The organism is Cycloclasticus pugetii PS-1 (genome assembly GCF_000384415.1).
GTDB classification, from domain to species: domain Bacteria; phylum Pseudomonadota; class Gammaproteobacteria; order Methylococcales; family Cycloclasticaceae; genus Cycloclasticus; species Cycloclasticus pugetii.
This window is the reverse complement of the sequence record NZ_ARVU01000001.1, coordinates 2,332,190-2,349,169: the sequence shown is the minus strand read 5'-3', so window position 1 is coordinate 2,349,169 and position 16,980 is coordinate 2,332,190. Positions and strand designations below refer to the sequence as shown.

The following is a 16,980-nucleotide window of genomic DNA, read 5'->3' as shown; positions in this document are numbered from 1 at the left end:
GATGCATAATACTGAAGCGAAAGAACGCGTATCTTCAGAGCTACATTACGAGTTATCTCAACATTATTATCAAGAAGCGACGTTGCTTCAAAATGGAGAGTTTAATACATGGATTGAGACCTTTGTTGCCAAAGATTTGCATTACTGGATGCCAGTGACAGAGCGCCGTTACTCTAAAGATAAGCGCCCTGAACCTACGCCATATGACATGGCAATATATAATGACGATTATGATGAAGTAAAGGATCGAGTGGCGCGGTTGCTAACAGGGGCGGTGTGGATGGAAGATCCACGCTCAACGGTTCGTTATCTTATTACCAATATTGAGGCGTTTCATACTGATAAAGACGATGAGTTTGTTGTGCGCAGTAATTTTGTCGTGTATCGCCATAGAGGACAGTTAGAACACTCCGAGCATGTAGGCTGCCGTCAAGATTTAATACGAAAAGTGGGTAATGGCTTTCAGTTAGTACGGCGTAAGGTGTCTCTAGATGCTAGAGTAACGGAAGATAAAAATTTATATATATTCTTCTGATCGATAAGCGGTAAGTTTTAAAACTAAAATAAGAGGATTTAACAAATGGTAAAAGTAATAGAGTTAGGCTATATGGGGTTTAACGTCACAGATATGGACGCATGGCGTGAGTACGCAACGAAATGTGTTGGTTTGGAAATCGAAGAAGGTGATCGCGATGATCGCTTTTACCTAAGAATGGATGGTCAGCATCACCGCTTTACAGTTCATCAATCAGATGAAGACGATTTGGCATATGCAGGTTGGAGAGTAAAAGGCTTTGAAGAATTCAAAGCGATGCAGCAACACTTAACAGCTAATGGCGTTGATTTTCGTGTAGCGTCTGAAGAAGAATGTGAAGAGCGTTTCGTTTTAGGCCTGCTTAAATTAGAGGACCCATCAGGCAACCCGACAGAAATTTTCTACAGCCCTCAAATGGATGTAATGAAGCCTTTTCACCCGGGTCGACCAATGTATGGCAAGTTTCTAACTGGTAACCAAGGTATTGGGCATTTCATTATTCGTTCACTAGATGATGATGCCACATATGCGTTTTATTCAATGTTAGGTCTTGAAGGATCTGTTGAATATAAAATTAAGTTACCTAATGGCATGATTGCAAAACCAGTTTTTATGCACTGTAACGATCGTCAGCACTCATTGGCATTTGGACTTGGCCCAATGGAAAAAAGAATCAATCATTTAATGTTAGAGTACACAGAGCTGGATGATTTGGGCATAGCCCACGATACAGCGCGTAGAGAAGGTATTGATGTGGCGATGCAGCTTGGAAAGCATTCGAATGACCAAGCCTATACGTTCTACTTTGCTACACCATCTGGATGGTTGTTAGAATTAGGCCATGGCGCACGTGAAGCAGTGAGAGAGCAAGAGCATTACACTGGAGATATTTTTGGTCACAAGCCAGAAGCTACCGGTTATGGAATGAATGTTGATATTTAAGTAATATTTAGTATCAAAAAAAGGGCGCCAAAGGCGCCCTTTTTATTGTGCAGATAGCAATCAATGACATGATTAGCTAGAGCAAGATGATTGAGTGTTAATGATGATTCATTAGGGTATCGCAGATGCGCTGAAAAGCAGGTGTTAACATGTCACGATATTTTTTATCAATATCAACATCTTTCATGGCTTGTTGCATGCAGTGCATCCAAGCATTGGATGCTTGCTGATCAATCTTAAAGGGCTTATGTTGTTTAGTAATGCAGGGGCTGCCATGTTTCGCAACATATAGCGGTGGGCCACCTAACCAACCAGAAAGGTACTCAAATAAACCATCTCGAATATTGGTTAAGTCATCTTTATGCATGGCTCGAATAGTTTTTGCCTCTTCGTCCGAGTCCATAATGTCGTAAAACCGATTAACTAGCTTACGGACGCCTTCTTCGCCGCCAATCCAGTCATACATTGTTGTTTGTTGTTCGCTTGTTTGGTTTGCTTCGCTCATGGTCTATCCTGCATTAATTTTAGCGTAAATGTTAACTGTCGCATGATGCAGAAATATCAACCATGATCCAAATCAAATTACAGTAATTTTTCAAGTCCGCTGAGCGTATTGTCAAGTAAGGTGATTAATACTAAAGTAGCTTAGATATCAACCTTAATAAAAGGAACAGCGCTTGAAGCATAATACAATTCCCATGCCGGACGAGAAGGGTTACTTTGGTGAGTACGGTGGACAGGTTATACCGCCTGATCTTATTGCCATCATGAATGACATTAACAGAGCTTACCAAAACATTTCAAAGACACCGTCTTTTAAAGATGAGTTAAATGATTTGTACACCCATTATGTGGGACGTCCAAGTCCTATTTTTTATGCAAAACGATTAACGGAAAAGTTAGGTGGTGCTAAAATTTTTCTAAAAAGAGAGGATCTAAACCATACGGGTGCGCATAAGATAAATCATTGCCTTGGCGAGGCATTATTAGCACGACACATGGGTAAAACTAAGGTGATCGCTGAAACAGGAGCGGGTCAGCATGGGGTGGCGTTAGCAACGGCTTGTGCCTTAGTGGGTATCGATTGCGAAATTCACATGGGTGAGGTGGATATTGAAAAAGAACGCCCTAATGTGACGAAGATGAAAATATTGGGTTGTACTTTAGTGCCGGTCAGTCGTGGGACGAGAACATTGAAGGACGCTGTAGATAGTGCGTTTGAAGAATACTTAAAAGACCCAGTTAATTTTATTTATGCGATTGGCTCGGTTGTTGGGCCGCACCCTTTCCCCATGATGGTAAGAGACTTCCAAAGCATTATAGGTAAAGAAGCGCGCGCGCAGTTTCTTGAGGAGCAGGGGCGTTTGCCTGATGTTATTACTGCATGTGTTGGTGGTGGTTCAAATGCAATAGGACTATTTACAGCTTTTTTGGACGACGAATTGGTTGATATTGTTGGGGTGGAGCCAGCAGGACGAGGCTTAGAAACAGGTGAGCATGCGGCAACCATGAGTAAAGGGGTTAAAGGAGCTTTGCATGGATTTGAGTGCTACAACTTACAAGATCAATCAGGTGAGCCGCTACCTGTCTATTCGATTGCATCAGGGTTGGATTATCCAGGGGTTGGACCTCAGCACTGTTTGTTAAAAGATTTGGGTCGAGCGAAATATGTTGCTATAGATGATGAAGAGTGTATTGATGCCTTTATGACCTTATCAAGGGTAGAAGGCATTATTCCAGCACTAGAAAGCGCACATGCTGTGGCGTACGCGATGAAAATAGCAAAAAAAATGAGCTCAAATGAGACGATTTTAGTAAACCTATCTGGTCGTGGTGATAAGGATGCTGACTTTATAGCAGATAAGTTAGGGTTGTAGGAGGCCCGTTGTCTGGAGAAAAGCAGCGCAATTGTTAAGACCTCGACGAGCTTAAACTAGTTAATCAACTTAGAGTCTTTGATGAGTTCTTGAAAAGAAGATAATTGGCACGACCTTAGCAACAACAAAGACTGGGCAGTTTAAATTTAGTAGGGCAGTTCCAGCGCATTGCACAGGTAGTCCATCAAATCGCTGGCGACTTTAAAGCGGTGATGGATTGTTTTAGTTAAATTAGGGCTTAAAATTTCTTCATGAGTTAAAGTGTGGATAGCAATAAAGTCCTTACGTTTTAAATCATTAATCATCGGGTGATCTTTTGCGTAACCTCGCGGGTAGGTTTTTAATGAGTCACCTGACAATGTATAATATCGTTTGAAAGTATTGTGGCGTGTAATGTTTTTCCAAGCATTAGGGCTGTCACTAATCATCTCTCTAATATTGCTTAACGCTTTACTGTTGGGCCGCCAAATACCGGCACCAACAAAGCAAGTGTCAGGTGAGATATGTAGATAGAACCCAGGGGCGTGGACATCCTTGCCAGCAGTATGTCTAAACTGGATGCCTATATTCGTTTTATACGGTGTTTTATCGTTACTGAAACGCGCATCTCGATAAATGCGCATTAATGAGCCACCTGTTTTTTTGGCCACTGCAGTAAAATTAGGAGAGAGTGATTTTATACTAGGCTCCATGGCCTCAATAAAAGCCAAAGACGGTTCACGGACACTTTGTTCATAAAGCGATTTTCTTTCATTAAACCAAGGGCGATTATTGTTATTTGATAATTGTTGAAGGAAAGAAAGTGTTTGATGGTTGAAAAAGGAAGTATTCATTGGATTAGTCGATCTGAAGTTGATTTAAAACACGGCTTGTTTGTTTAGTGTGAATATAATATTCTTTATAGGTTAACAATGTTTGAATTAAGAGGAGAGGCATGACAAGTTATAACGTAAAAATCAGCGGACAGGAACTGGAGTTTGCTTGTGAGGAAGGAGATACTATTTTGCGTGCAGCACTACGCGCAGGTGTAGGCATGCCTTACGAATGTAATTCAGGTGGTTGTGGTGCCTGTAAAGTTGAAGTGTTAAACGGTGAAGTGGAGAATATTTGGGAAGATGCGCCGGGCCTGTCACCTCGTGATATTAAAAAAGGTCGCAAATTGAGCTGTCAATGTATTCCAACTGAAGACCTTGAGATTAAGGTTCGCTTAAACCCCGAAGCGATGCCGTTACATAAGCCAATTAAGGGTAAGGCCGTTTTATTTGAAATAAATAAACTAACAGAAGATATGGCAGAGTTTTGCTTTAAAACGGAGCATCCTGCTCATTTTAAAGCAGGGCAATTTGCCTTATTAGATTTCCCGGGCATTACAGGCTCACGTGGTTATTCAATGTGTAACCTGCCAAATGAGGAAGGTGAGTGGCGTTTTATTATTAAGAAAATGCCAGACGGTAGTGCCACCACAACTTTATTTGAAGATTATGAAGTGGGTGCGGAGATTGTAATCGACGGGCCTTATGGTTTGGCATATTTGAAACCAGAAATTCCAAGAGATATCGTTTGTGTGGGTGGTGGTTCAGGCTTGTCACCCGAGATGTCGATCATTAAGGCAGCTGCCAGAGATCCTCAGCTAAGTGATAGAAATATTTATTTGTTCTACGGAGGTCGTACACCAAGTGATATTTGTCCGCCTAAGCTTATTGAAGCAGATGATGATTTACGTGGCCGAGTGAAGAATTTCAATGCCGTATCAGACGTTGAAGCAGCCGAAGCAGCAGGGTGGAATGGTGATGTTGGGTTTATCCATGAGTTGTTAGGAAAAACATTGGGAGAAAAACTTCCAGAGCACGAATTTTATTTCTGTGGCCCTCCTCCTATGACAGATGCTTTAACACGTATGCTGATGACTGAATACAAAGTGCCGTTTGATCAAATTCATTACGATCGTTTTTATTAAAATAATATTAAAGGGTCTGCGAATTTCTACTGGTATTCGGTATGATAGCCAGAAATTGTAAGAAAAACTAATAACACTAACAAAGAGCTAAAATTATGAGCAATATAGTATTATGTAAAACAGATGAGGTTAAAGACGAAGCGCCTGTTGCTGTAACGCCTGAAGGTTTTCCAGCATTAGCAGTCTATGTATTTGAAGGTGAATACTATGTTACGGACAATTTGTGTACGCATGGAATGGCGATGCTGACAGATGGTTATCAAGACGGTGATGAAGTTGAATGCCCATTCCATGGCGGCGCGTTCTCCATTAAGACAGGTGATCCAACTTCATTCCCTTGCCAGATACCGATTAAAACGTACCCTGTTACAGTTGAAGATGGCAATATTTGTATTCCAGCCGCTGAATAAGGTTAGCTAAGATTATGCAAGAATCAATAGACTTTTATTTTGACATGATGAGCCCATTTAGTTATTTGGCTCATACTCAGTTACCCGATTTGGCGAGAAAGTATGGTTTAACCGTTAAGTATTTGCCGATGAGTATCCCAGTAGCAAAAATTGCTGCGGGTAATTACGGGCCTTCAAATAGAGAGGTGCCTGCCAAAATTAAAGTGATGTTGCAAGACATTAAACGCTGGGCAGCACATTATGATGTGCCGTTTACGTTTCCTAAAAACCTTGAAATAGAGCCTTGGAATATTGGTGTTTTATATGCCAATGATAAAGATCAAGCAGAAGCCTATGTCAATGCAGCTTATGCAAAGATCTGGGCAGATGGTTGTGACCCAACAGACATGGCCGAGCTATCGCAAGTAGCAGATCAACTGGGTTGGAATGCGGATGAGTTTATTGCCTATGTGCAGTCAAATGAAGGGCAGACTCGTTTTCGTAAAGCTTGTGTAGAGGCACATAAAGAGGGTGTCTTTGGTGCCCCTATTATGATGTTAGATGACCAAGCCTGGTGGGGTAATGATCGCTTCATGTTTATGGAAGAGTATCTTAAAGATCGGAAAAATTAAGTTAAGTTCTTCAGCATTTTAATATGTGTGAACCTAGCTTCTTGAAATGGCTTCCCTGTAATATGGAAGCCATTTTTTTTATAAAAACCAACAGCGCTTTGTTGTGCGTGGCAAGTTAATTGTTGGAGTCCTTGAAGTCTTGCTTGCTTAGTGATCTGCTTTAGTAATTGATTGCCCAGTCCTTGTGTGCGGTAACTCTTTAGAACGGCCATTCTTCCAAACTGACCATTATCAGCAAGTCGAGCTGTGGCGATAGGTGTATTGTTGCCATTAAAAATAACAACATGTAAAAAGTGATTATCTTGTTTATCTAGTTCTAGTTGCTGGGGAATCCCTTGTTCTTCAACAAATACAGATAACCGAACAGTCCGACAATAGGGTTCTAAGTCAGACCAAGAGCCTGTTTTAATAAGTATGCTCAATATTAAGGTATAGCTACTTCTGTGAGCAGTGCTGTAGAGGCGGCCTTGCTTGAGGTGCTGTTATCTTGAAGTGCTAGCCGATGCTCGATGATTGATGGTGTAATGGCTTGAATATCTTCGGGGTATACGTTATCGCGATTATCAATCAGCGCCCATGATTTTGCTGCTTGAATTAACGCGATGCCGGCCCTTGGGGATAGGCCTTGGCTAAACAAAGGAGAGGTTCGAGAAAAGGCCAATAAGGCTTGAACGTAAGCGATCAATGGTTCGGCAACATGGACGGTTTGGACCTGTTGTTGAAGCGCAATCAGCTGGTCAGCGCTAATAATAGGCTGACACGACTCGAGTTTTAAACGAGTGCTGGTGCCAGTGAGCAGCTGTTTTTCGGATGCTGAGTCCGGGTATCCAATAGAGAGTCGCATTAAGAACCGGTCTAGCTGAGACTCAGGTAAAGCAAAGGTGCCAATTTGATGTCCAGGATTCTGAGTGGCAACTACAATAAAAGGGTTGCTCATTGGGTAAGTCTTTTTTTCAATAGTGATCTGGCGTTCTTCCATGGCCTCAAGCAGAGCGCTTTGTGTTTTTGGGGTAGCACGGTTAATTTCATCGGCCAAAATAAAATTGGAAAAAATAGGCCCAGGGTGAAATTCAAAATTACTATTGTCACGGTCAAAAATACTTGAGCCAATAATATCGGCAGGTAATAAATCGCTGGTAAATTGAATACGTTGAAAATTTAATCCAAGTAAGATGGCAAAGCTATGAGCCAGGGTGGTTTTGCCAACGCCGGGAATATCTTCTATCAACAGATGCCCTTTTGCCAAAATACAGGCTAACGCTAATTTAATTGTTTTATCTTTACCTAAAATGATTGAATTTGTTTGCTCTAAAAAAGCTTGAATAAGTTGGTTCATAAGGCGTTGGCAAGGGTGCTGGTTAACGTTGTATAGGTTTATTCTAGCAAATAGAATCTGTATGTGTTTTTAACGAGACCACTAAATGAGTTGAATGATGTTAAAATCAACAGCTTATACCCATATAGTTAGAGTTATGTTACATCCAAATAGATTTGACGTTATCGTTATTGGCGGTGGTCACGCCGGCACAGAAGCAGCATTGGCAGCCGCACGTACAGGCGCAAAAACATTGTTGTTAACACAGAATATCGAGACTCTGGGGCAGATGAGTTGTAACCCAGCGATTGGTGGCATCGGTAAGGGGCACTTGGTTAAAGAAGTGGATGCGCTTGGCGGTGTGATGGCAAAAGCAACGGATAAAGCAGGGATTCAGTTTCGCACATTGAATTCAAGTAAAGGCCCTGCGGTACGCGCAACACGAGCACAAGCAGACCGTTTGTTATATAAAAATGCCGTTAGAGAGACTCTAGAAAATCAAGAAAACTTGAGCTTGTTTCAGCAAACGGTGTCGGACCTTATTGTTGAGAATGACCGTGTGCAAGGCGTTGTAACGCAAATGGGACTAAAATTTAAAGCGGCAACCGTGGTGTTAACGGCGGGTACATTTTTGGGCGGTAGAATTCATATTGGTTTAGAGAATTATGAAGGTGGTCGTGCTGGTGATGCGCCATCAAATGCGTTGTCCAAACGATTACGCGCCTTGCCCTTTAATGTTGATCGATTAAAAACAGGTACGCCACCAAGGATAGATGGCCGAAGTATTGATTTTAGTGTTATGCAGGAGCAGCCGGGTGATACACCATTGCCAGTCTTTTCATTTATGGGGTCGGTAAAAGATCACCCGAAACAAATATCTTGTTATATCACCAGGACGAATGAGAAAGGTCACGATATTATCCGTTCAGGACTGGACCGGTCACCGATGTACACAGGGGTAATTGAGGGTGTTGGGCCAAGGTATTGCCCTTCAATCGAAGATAAGGTGATGCGTTTTGCAGATAAAGATTCACACCAGATATTTGTTGAGCCGGAAGGTTTAACTACAACAGAAGTGTACCCTAATGGTATTTCAACTAGTTTGCCATTTGATATTCAAGAGGCATTTATTAAAACGATTGCAGGGTTTGAGAATGCGCATATTGTGCGCCCCGGGTATGCGATTGAATATGATTTTTTTGACCCAAGGGATCTTAAATCATCGCTTGAAACAAAGCATATGCCAGGCTTGTTTTTTGCGGGACAAATTAATGGTACAACGGGTTATGAAGAAGCAGCAGCTCAAGGGTTGATTGCTGGTTTAAACGCAGCGCGCCAAGCAAGAGGGTTGGCACCTTGGTGTCCTCGTCGAGATGAGGCTTATATCGGCGTGATGATTGATGATTTGGTCACCAATGGCACGCTTGAGCCTTATCGTATGTTTACTAGCCGAGCAGAATACAGGCTGTTGCTACGTGAGGATAATGCCGATTTAAGGCTAACCGAATTAGGTTATCAGATGGGCTTGGTTAGTGAGGCGCAGTGGCAGAAATTTAATGTTAAAAGAGAGGCAATTGAGTTGGAGCAGGCGCGTTTAAAGGCGACTTGGGTTCAGCCGAACACTGCGGCATCTAAAGATGCAAACGAATTCTTGAAAACGCCATTGCAACGCGAGGCTAACTTATTGGATTTGCTTCGTAGACCAGAGGTAAAGTATGAGAATATCGCTAATCTGCCGGATATCGAGAGCACTGTGGCTGATGACTCAGTTCGCAACCAAGTAGAAATACAAGCCAAGTACGCAGGTTATATAGACCGTCAGCAAACAGAAATTGCGCGGACGTTACGTTATGAGGAGCTTATTTTATCAGCGGAGGCTGACTATCGACAGGTTCCCGGGTTATCGTCTGAGGTCGTTGAAAAGCTCGATCGGCACAGGCCAGAGACATTGGGTCAAGCGAGTCGAATACAAGGGGTAACGCCGGCAGCTATTTCGTTGTTGTTGGTGCACTTGAAGAAGAAAAGTGGGTAACGTAGATGTTTAATGAAGCGCATAGGCTCCAATTAGAAAAAGGGCTTGCAGAAATGAAGATAGAGTTACCTTCGCAAAGCATTGCTAAAATGATTGATTTTCTCCGTATGATGGTGAAGTGGAATAAGGTATATAACCTATCTGCAATTAGAGAGCCCGAGCAAATGGTGAATATGCATTTATTGGATAGTTTAGCAGTGTTACCTTTCTTACACGGAAAACGTTGTATTGATGTAGGCACTGGGGCTGGATTACCTGGTATCCCGCTAGCGATTGCAAGGCCAGATATGCAGTTTGCACTACTTGATAGCAACTCAAAGAAAACGCGTTTTATTCAGCAAGCATGTATTGAGTTAGGGTTGGATCATGTGTCGGTTCTAAACGAGCGTATTGAAGAGTATCAGCCAGAACAAAAATTTGATACGGTAACCGCACGGGCATTTACCTCAATGCCAAATTTATTAGTAAAGACACGTCATCTATTAGCGCTAGGGGGTAGATTGCTAGCGATGAAATCAAAAGAAACGAAGGCGGTAGATAGTAAAGGGTTTCAGTTCAGTTGTGTAGAATCTCTAGTAATACCTGAACTCGAAGTGACGCGAAATCTTGTTATTTATACAGCTGTATAGTGGTATCAATATGATAAAGAAAGGTGTCTATTAGTGGCAAGAATAATAGCGGTTGCTAATCAAAAAGGTGGTGTGGGCAAAACAACGACAAGCATTAACTTGGCTGCATCTATGGCAGAACTTGGTCGGCGTGTTTTATTAGTTGATATGGATCCGCAAGGTAATGCGACTATGGGCAGTGGTGTTGATAAGCAAGATATCGAGCTGTCTTGTTATGATGTGCTATTGGAGGATTGCGATCCATTCCAAGCAGTAGTCAGTTCGCAAACAATTAAACATCAGGTGCTACCGAGCAATATGGACCTTGCAGGCGCCGAAGTTCATTTATTAGAGGCGGTTGACCGTGATCGCCGTTTAAAAAAAGCCATTGGTATATTAGCCGATAACTACGATTATATTTTTATTGACTGTCCTCCCTCGATGAACATGCTGACTATTAATGCGTTGGTTGCGGCTGATAGCGTATTGGTGCCTATGCAGTGTGAGTATTTTGCACTAGAAGGCTTGTCATCTTTAATGGATACATTAAAACAGGTGCAGGAAACCGTTAACAAAAATTTAAGTCTAGAAGGGCTTTTAAGGACGATGTTTGATGGGCGTAGCCGCCTGACTCGTGAAGTCAGTGAGCAGCTAACAGCGCACTTTTCAGATAGGTTATTTGAAACGATTGTGCCAAGAAATGTACGACTTGCCGAAGCGCCAAGTTTTGGCTTGCCCGCTATTCTTTACGATAAAAGTTCCCGCGGGGCGCAGGCTTATATGGATCTGGCGCGTGAACTAGACGAAAAACACTACTAGGATTTAAGAATGTCTACAAAGAAAAGAGGGTTGGGCCGCGGGTTAGATGCATTGTTGAGTCATCCAAAGGTAGGTGGTCATGCAAAGGAAACTAAAAAACTTCCAATAGATTTATTACAGCGTGGTAAATACCAACCAAGAACAGAGTTTGATCCGGTTCAACTGCAAGAGTTAGCCGATTCAATCAGTGCGCAAGGCATTATTCAGCCAATTGTTGTGCGGCCTATTAGTGGTAATAATTATGAAATTTTGGCCGGCGAACGACGCTGGCGTGCTGCGCAATTAGCCGGTCTGCAAGATGTTGAGGTAGTTATTAATGATGTAGATGATCGTGCTGCAATAGCCATTTCATTGATTGAAAATATTCAACGAGAAAATTTAAATATTCTGGATGAGTCAGAGGCTTTGCAGCGACTAATCAATGAGTTTGAGATGACGCATCAGCAGGCAGCGGATGCAGTAGGAAGATCAAGGGCAGCGGTCAGTAATTTATTGCGTTTATTAGAATTAGGCCAGGAGGCAAAAGAAAGCCTTCGAGCTGGAAAAATCGAAATGGGGCACGGAAGAGCGTTATTAGCATTAAATGAATCGCAACAATCAACCATGGTTAATAAAGTAGTGGTTGGTGGCTTGTCGGTGCGCGCAACAGAAGCAATGGTAAAGCGAGCGCTAAAAAGCGGCGAAGAAAAGAAAAATGCTCTAGTGAAAGACCCTGACGTTGAAAGGCTGGAGCAAGATATATCAGAAAAACTAGGCGCTAAGGTGAAGATTAGCCACTCTAGTAAAGGGGATGGGAAGATAATAATTCAATTTTCATCATTGGATGAATTAGAGGGTGTGTTAGGTCATTTTAAATAAACTTGACTGTGAGGTGCAGCAAAAATTATAATGGGCGGCTGAATGCGACGGGCATTATAAAATGAAAGCTCAGTCTAAAATTGTTGTTTACCAGTTAGCTTTGATTTTCGTGGTTGCAATTACAGGGTATGCCTTGTATTCAGAACAGTTTGATTTAAAAGCAGTGTTGTACGGTGGATTTATATCGGTAACGGCATCTATAGTGATGGCGGTTAGGTTAAGTCAAGCAGTAAAAAGTGCGCAAAAAGGCAGTAAGCGCGGCGGATTTTATGTTTATTTAGGCGTGATAGAGCGATTATTGATTGCCATCGCGCTTTTTGGTGCGGGGCTTATGTGGTTTGAAATGAGTCCTGTTTATACAATGGTAGGGCTGGTTGTGGGTCAAGTAGGGTTTATACTTGGCGGATTTAGAGTGAAAGAATAAGAGAGAAACTATGGCAGGCGAAAACCTTACGTCATCAGAATATATTAAGCATCACTTAACCAATTTAACATATGGGCAGCACCCAGATGGGACTTGGGGTATAGCATCTGGACAAGAAGCAGCGAAAGAGATGGGCTTTTGGGCGGTCAATATAGATACGCTAGGTGTCTCTGTGATTTTAGGTTGTTTGTTTCTTTTTCTCTTTAGAAAAGCAGCTTCTGCACCAACAACAGGCGTGCCAACTGGCTGGCAAAACTTTGTTGAGATGGTATTAGAGTTTATTGATGGTAGCGTAAAAGATAGTTTTAACGGTAGAAATCCAGTTATTGCGCCACTTGCATTAACGATTTTTGTATGGATTGTGCTAATGAATACGATGGATCTAGTGCCTGTTGACTATATCCCACATTTAGGACAGCTTGTCGGTATTCCTTACCTTAAAGTGGTACCAACAACCGACCCGAATTTAACTTTCTCATTAGCGTTAGCTGTATTTTTTCTTACAATTTACTACAGCATCAAAGTTAAAGGCCCTGGTGGGTTCTTTGCTGAGTTGGCCTTCCACCCATTCCCTAAATATATGATGCCATTTAATTTGCTTTTAGAATTGATCGCATTGATTTCAAAGCCAATTTCACTAGCACTGCGTTTATTTGGAAATATGTATGCAGGTGAGATGATCTTTATTCTTATTGCTTTATTACCACTGGGTGTACAGTGGACGCTGTCATTGCCGTGGGCAATATTTCATATTTTAGTTGTTATATTACAAGCGTTTATATTTATGACGCTTACAATCGTGTACCTGAGTATGGCTCACGAAGAAAGTCATTAGTTTTTTATTAATTTTAGTAAACTCAATAGGAGAGAAAAATGGAAGATGTAGGTTTGATTTATTTAGCAGGTGCGTTATTAATGGGTATGGGTGCGATCGGCGCTGCAATTGGTATCAGCATGTTGGGTGGTCGTTTTATAGATGGTGCGGCTCGCCAACCTGAATTGATTCCTTTGTTACGTACGCAGTTCTTTATTGTTGTAGGTCTAATTGATGCGGTTCCAATGATTGCTGTTGGTATTTCTATGTACATTCTGTTTGCGGTCGTTGGTTAAATTAAACGAAGATTAACCCTAAACTAAGGTTTAATAATGAATATTAATGCAACCCTAATAGGCCAAACGATAGCATTTTTTATGTTCGTTTGGTTCTGCATGAAATTTGTATGGCCGCCTTTAATGGCAGCTATGGAAGAGCGGAAAAGCAAAATTGCTGAAGGCCTAGCGGCGGGCGAACGTGGAAAAAAGGAACATGAATTAGCTGAAAAACGAGCTAAAGAAGTGTTGCAAGAAGCGCGCGCTGAAGCGTCAGATATCATCAATTTAGCAAATGTACGTGCTGGAGAAATGGTTGAAGAGGCAAAAAGCAAAGCAGTTGAAGAAGCCGTAAAAGTAAAAAAAGGCGCGGAAGCTGAGATTGAGCAAGAAATTGCTAGTGCACGTGAAGCACTTCGCCAGCAGGTATCTGTTTTAGCCGTATCAGCAGCAGAGAAAATTATTAAAAGCGAAATCGATGCGTCCAAGCACCAAGCTATCATTGACGATATCAGTGGCAAATTAGGTGCGGTTTAATGGCTGAGTTAGCAGCGCTTGCGAGACCTTATGCTGAAGCTGTGTTCTTAATGGCTGATGAAAAAGGTGAGTTTGACCAGTGGTCAAAAATGTTAGGTTTTTTAAATCTAGTCATGAGCGACGAACAAGTCAAGAAGCTAATAGATAACCCAAAATTATCCAAAAATGATCTAGAAAATGCCATGACGGGCATTTGTGAAGGGCAAATGGATGCTAGAGGGCTCAATTTCGTTAAGCTACTGACTAAAAACAATCGCTTGTCATTAACCAGCGAAATTACCAGCCAGTACGAAATTAAAAAAGCTGAAAAATGCGGAGAGCTTGGTGTAAAAGTAATATCAGCCTTTCCTATGACTGACGAAGATAAGGCTAAGTTAAGTGTGTCTTTATCGGACTCGTTCGGCAAAAAAGTAACGATTAACGTTGAAGAGGATTCAAGCTTAATAGGCGGCATGATAATTCGTGCTGGTGATAAAGTGATTGACGGCTCTTTAAATAGTCAGATTAAACAATTGGCTAATAAGCTAAAATAGCAAAGGTAAAAACGATGCAATTAAATCCATCCGAGATAAGTGATCTTATCAAGAAAAAAATCGAAAACTTCGATACAGACGTAGAAGCTAAAACAGAAGGCACAATCGTTTCTTTAACAGACGGCATTGCTCGAGTACATGGCTTATCAGATGCTATGCAAGGTGAGATGTTAGAGTTTCCTGGCAATACATTTGGTATGGCACTTAACCTTGAAAGAGACTCTGTAGGGGTTGTTATCATGGGCTCATACCTGCACCTTTCAGAGGGTGACAGTGTAAAATGTACTGGTCGAATTTTAGAAGTTCCAACTGGTGAGGCAATGCTAGGTCGTGTAGTTGATGCATTAGGTAGCCCAATTGACGGTAAAGGAGCCATTAATGCTGAGTCATCATCGCCAGTAGAGCGAATTGCACCAGGTGTGATTGCACGTCAATCAGTGGACGAACCAGTGCAAACAGGTTTGAAATCAATTGATGCAATGATTCCATTAGGTCGTGGCCAACGTGAATTAATTATCGGCGACAGACAAACTGGAAAAACAGCCATCGCTATTGATGCAATTATCAATCAAAAAGGCACAGGTATTAAGTGTATCTATGTTGCGATTGGTCAAAAACAGTCTTCAATTGCAAATGTTGTTAGAAAACTTGAAGAGCATGGCGCGATGGATCACACAATTGTGGTCAATGCGGGTGCAGCTGATTCGCCAGCACTACAATTTATTGCACCATACGCTGGTTGTGCAATGGGCGAGTATTTCCGTGATAAGGGCGAAGATGCGTTAATCATTTATGATGATTTAACAAAACAAGCATGGGCGTATCGTCAAATTTCATTATTACTTCGTCGTCCACCAGGACGTGAAGCATACCCAGGAGATGTCTTTTATCTTCACTCTAGACTATTAGAGCGTGCAGCTAGAATTAATGTTGAAGAAGTTGAGAGACTAACAGATGGTAAAGTTAAAGGTAAAACAGGCTCATTAACCGCCTTACCTATTATTGAAACTCAAGCAGGTGACGTTTCTGCATTTGTTCCTACCAACGTTATTTCTATTACTGATGGTCAAATTTTCTTAGAAACAGATTTATTTAATGCGGGTATTAGACCAGCGGTTAATGCTGGCTTGTCTGTCTCTCGTGTGGGTGGCGCAGCGCAAACTAAATCAGTTAAGAAGCTAGGCGGTGGTACACGTCTTGATTTGGCTCAGTATCGTGAATTGGCAGCCTTTGCACAGTTTGCATCAGATCTTGATGCGGCGACTAAAGCGCAAATTGATCGTGGAATTCGTGTGACTGAATTGATGAAACAAAATCAGTATGCGCCATTAAGTGTGCCTCAAATGTCGATTTCATTGTTTGCAGCTAATGAAGGTTTTATTGACGCAGTTGATGTTGATAAAGTACTAGATTTTGAAGCAGCTCTTCATGGTTTTATGGAAAGAGAAAAGGCTGATCTTGTTGCAGCAATTGGTGATGAAGGTCACTATAACGATGAGATTATTGCTGACTTGAAGTCTTCTATCGAAGAGTTTGTAAACACACAAACCTGGTAAGCGAGAAAAGCGATGGCAGTTGGAAAAGAAATTAAGACCAAGATTGCGAGTGTTCAAAGTACACAAAAAATAACACGCGCAATGGAAATGGTCGCCGCAAGTAAAATGCGTAAAACACAAGAGCGTGTTTTTGCGGCTCGTCCATATGCTAAAAAAATAGGGCAGGTTATACGTCATTTGGCTCAGGCTAGAACCGAATATAAGCACCCTTATTTGGCAGATAGAGAATGTAAGCGCGTTGGCATCATATTAATCAGCAGTGATCGTGGATTATGTGGTGGTTTGAACTCAAATTTATTTCGTAAGTTTGTAGGTCAGCTGAAAACCTGGGATGAAGAAGGTGTTGATGTTGTTATGGCATCAATCGGCTCAAAAGGCGAAGGGTTTTTAGGCCGGTTAGGTGGTAACGTTCTTGGCTCTGTGACTCATATCGGTGAGACACCATCGTTAGAAGACATCATTGGTGTTGTTAAAAGCATGTTAGATGAATATGACGAAGGTAATATTGATCGTTTTTATATAGCGCATAATGACTATGTAAACACAATGACTCAAACACCAGAAATCACTCAGCTACTGCCTGTATACACAGAAGAGTTAGATGATGAACTTACACATCATTGGGACTATATCTATGAACCAGATGCAAAAGAAGTATTGGATCAATTATTGGTTAGATACATCGAATCGCTGGTATACCAAGGGCTATTAGAAAATAATGCTTGTGAACAAGCAGCTCGAATGGTTGCTATGAAAAGTGCATCCGACAACGCAGGTACATTAATTGATGAATTGCAGCTGATTTATAACAAAGCAAGGCAAGCAGCAATTACACAAGAACTATCGGAAATCGTTGCTGGTGCAGCAGCGGTATAGA

The 16,980-nt window shown here is 41.7% G+C and carries 21 protein-coding genes; 17 read left to right on the top strand and 4 right to left on the bottom strand.

Annotation, left to right across the window (positions count from 1 at the left end):
* Nucleotide 1 precedes the first annotated feature (1 nt).
* Together CYCPU_RS0111465 and bphC are read left to right on the top strand one after the other, a co-directional pair.
* Nucleotides 2-535: a 3-phenylpropionate/cinnamic acid dioxygenase subunit beta gene (locus CYCPU_RS0111465; protein WP_020162773.1), complete on the top strand. Its 534-nt coding sequence runs from the start codon at nucleotides 2-4 to the stop codon at nucleotides 533-535.
* 45 nt (nucleotides 536-580) lie between these two features.
* Entirely contained in the window at nucleotides 581-1,477 is an 897-nt protein-coding gene (bphC, locus tag CYCPU_RS0111460; RefSeq protein WP_015007026.1) for a biphenyl-2,3-diol 1,2-dioxygenase, read from the top strand.
* A gap of 97 nt (nucleotides 1,478-1,574) precedes the next feature.
* Here bphC and CYCPU_RS0111455 read toward each other — a convergent pair whose 3' ends face one another.
* Nucleotides 1,575-1,982, bottom strand: a complete 408-nt coding sequence (locus tag CYCPU_RS0111455; protein ID WP_015007025.1) for a group II truncated hemoglobin — start codon at nucleotides 1,980-1,982, stop codon at nucleotides 1,575-1,577.
* 193 nt (nucleotides 1,983-2,175) lie between these two features.
* On the opposite strand from CYCPU_RS0111455, the gene trpB reads away from it, so the two are divergent.
* Nucleotides 2,176-3,354 carry a tryptophan synthase subunit beta gene (gene trpB / locus CYCPU_RS0111450; protein ID WP_020162772.1) on the top strand — a complete coding sequence of 393 codons (1,179 nt, stop codon included), beginning with the start codon at nucleotides 2,176-2,178 and terminating at the stop codon, nucleotides 3,352-3,354.
* A gap of 146 nt (nucleotides 3,355-3,500) precedes the next feature.
* Here the strand turns inward: trpB and CYCPU_RS0111445 are convergent, their stop codons facing one another.
* Nucleotides 3,501-4,187, bottom strand: a complete 687-nt coding sequence (locus CYCPU_RS0111445) for a DUF2461 domain-containing protein (RefSeq protein WP_020162771.1) — start codon at nucleotides 4,185-4,187, stop codon at nucleotides 3,501-3,503.
* A gap of 101 nt (nucleotides 4,188-4,288) precedes the next feature.
* On the opposite strand from CYCPU_RS0111445, the gene CYCPU_RS0111440 reads away from it, so the two are divergent.
* The 3 genes from CYCPU_RS0111440 (at nucleotide 4,289) to CYCPU_RS0111430 (ending at nucleotide 6,332) form a co-directional block, all read left to right on the top strand.
* Nucleotides 4,289-5,311 (top strand): 2Fe-2S iron-sulfur cluster-binding protein, encoded by a 1,023-nt coding sequence (locus CYCPU_RS0111440; protein ID WP_015007022.1) that lies wholly within the window; start codon nucleotides 4,289-4,291, stop codon nucleotides 5,309-5,311.
* 95 nt (nucleotides 5,312-5,406) lie between these two features.
* On the top strand, nucleotides 5,407-5,721 hold the full coding sequence (locus CYCPU_RS0111435; protein ID WP_015007021.1) for a non-heme iron oxygenase ferredoxin subunit: 315 nt from the start codon (nucleotides 5,407-5,409) through the stop codon (nucleotides 5,719-5,721).
* A 14-nt stretch (nucleotides 5,722-5,735) separates the two neighbouring features.
* Complete coding sequence (locus CYCPU_RS0111430) at nucleotides 5,736-6,332, top strand: 2-hydroxychromene-2-carboxylate isomerase (RefSeq protein ID WP_015007020.1); 597 nt, start codon at nucleotides 5,736-5,738, stop codon at nucleotides 6,330-6,332.
* Here the strand turns inward: CYCPU_RS0111430 and CYCPU_RS0111425 are convergent.
* Nucleotides 6,329-6,754 (bottom strand): GNAT family N-acetyltransferase, encoded by a 426-nt coding sequence (locus CYCPU_RS0111425; RefSeq protein ID WP_016391031.1) that lies wholly within the window; start codon nucleotides 6,752-6,754, stop codon nucleotides 6,329-6,331. The genes CYCPU_RS0111430 and CYCPU_RS0111425 overlap by 4 nt on opposite strands.
* Before the next feature lie 2 nt (nucleotides 6,755-6,756).
* Nucleotides 6,757-7,668 carry an AAA family ATPase gene (locus CYCPU_RS0111420; protein WP_015007018.1) on the bottom strand — a complete coding sequence of 304 codons (912 nt, stop codon included), beginning with the start codon at nucleotides 7,666-7,668 and terminating at the stop codon, nucleotides 6,757-6,759.
* Between the two features lie 136 nt (nucleotides 7,669-7,804).
* On the opposite strand from CYCPU_RS0111420, the gene mnmG reads away from it, so the two are divergent.
* From mnmG to atpG, 11 genes are all read left to right on the top strand, one after another.
* Nucleotides 7,805-9,679, top strand: coding sequence for a tRNA uridine-5-carboxymethylaminomethyl(34) synthesis enzyme MnmG (mnmG, locus tag CYCPU_RS0111415; protein WP_015007017.1), 1,875 nt, complete (start codon nucleotides 7,805-7,807; stop codon nucleotides 9,677-9,679).
* A 5-nt stretch (nucleotides 9,680-9,684) separates the two neighbouring features.
* A complete protein-coding gene (rsmG, locus tag CYCPU_RS0111410) occupies nucleotides 9,685-10,308 on the top strand; it encodes a 16S rRNA (guanine(527)-N(7))-methyltransferase RsmG (RefSeq protein WP_015007016.1) in 624 nt (207 codons plus the stop codon).
* Nucleotides 10,309-10,341: 33 nt separating this feature from the next.
* Nucleotides 10,342-11,106: a ParA family protein gene (locus CYCPU_RS0111405; protein ID WP_015007015.1), complete on the top strand. Its 765-nt coding sequence runs from the start codon at nucleotides 10,342-10,344 to the stop codon at nucleotides 11,104-11,106.
* A 9-nt stretch (nucleotides 11,107-11,115) separates the two neighbouring features.
* Entirely contained in the window at nucleotides 11,116-11,964 is an 849-nt protein-coding gene (locus CYCPU_RS0111400; RefSeq protein WP_016391034.1) for a ParB/RepB/Spo0J family partition protein, read from the top strand.
* Between the two features lie 61 nt (nucleotides 11,965-12,025).
* Nucleotides 12,026-12,388, top strand: coding sequence for an ATP synthase subunit I (locus CYCPU_RS0111395; RefSeq protein WP_015007013.1), 363 nt, complete (start codon nucleotides 12,026-12,028; stop codon nucleotides 12,386-12,388).
* A gap of 10 nt (nucleotides 12,389-12,398) precedes the next feature.
* Nucleotides 12,399-13,223, top strand: coding sequence for a F0F1 ATP synthase subunit A (gene atpB, locus CYCPU_RS0111390; RefSeq protein ID WP_015007012.1), 825 nt, complete (start codon nucleotides 12,399-12,401; stop codon nucleotides 13,221-13,223).
* A gap of 38 nt (nucleotides 13,224-13,261) precedes the next feature.
* On the top strand, nucleotides 13,262-13,498 hold the full coding sequence (gene atpE, locus CYCPU_RS0111385; RefSeq protein WP_015007011.1) for a F0F1 ATP synthase subunit C: 237 nt from the start codon (nucleotides 13,262-13,264) through the stop codon (nucleotides 13,496-13,498).
* A 36-nt stretch (nucleotides 13,499-13,534) separates the two neighbouring features.
* A complete protein-coding gene (locus CYCPU_RS0111380) occupies nucleotides 13,535-14,014 on the top strand; it encodes a F0F1 ATP synthase subunit B (RefSeq protein ID WP_015007010.1) in 480 nt (159 codons plus the stop codon).
* Nucleotides 14,014-14,547 (top strand): F0F1 ATP synthase subunit delta, encoded by a 534-nt coding sequence (locus CYCPU_RS0111375; RefSeq protein ID WP_020162770.1) that lies wholly within the window; start codon nucleotides 14,014-14,016, stop codon nucleotides 14,545-14,547. The genes CYCPU_RS0111380 and CYCPU_RS0111375 overlap by 1 nt, the downstream gene beginning before the upstream one ends.
* A 14-nt stretch (nucleotides 14,548-14,561) precedes the next feature.
* On the top strand, nucleotides 14,562-16,103 hold the full coding sequence (gene atpA / locus CYCPU_RS0111370) for a F0F1 ATP synthase subunit alpha (RefSeq protein ID WP_015007008.1): 1,542 nt from the start codon (nucleotides 14,562-14,564) through the stop codon (nucleotides 16,101-16,103).
* A gap of 12 nt (nucleotides 16,104-16,115) precedes the next feature.
* Nucleotides 16,116-16,979: a F0F1 ATP synthase subunit gamma gene (gene atpG, locus CYCPU_RS0111365; RefSeq protein ID WP_015007007.1), complete on the top strand. Its 864-nt coding sequence runs from the start codon at nucleotides 16,116-16,118 to the stop codon at nucleotides 16,977-16,979.
* Nucleotide 16,980 lies beyond the last annotated feature (1 nt).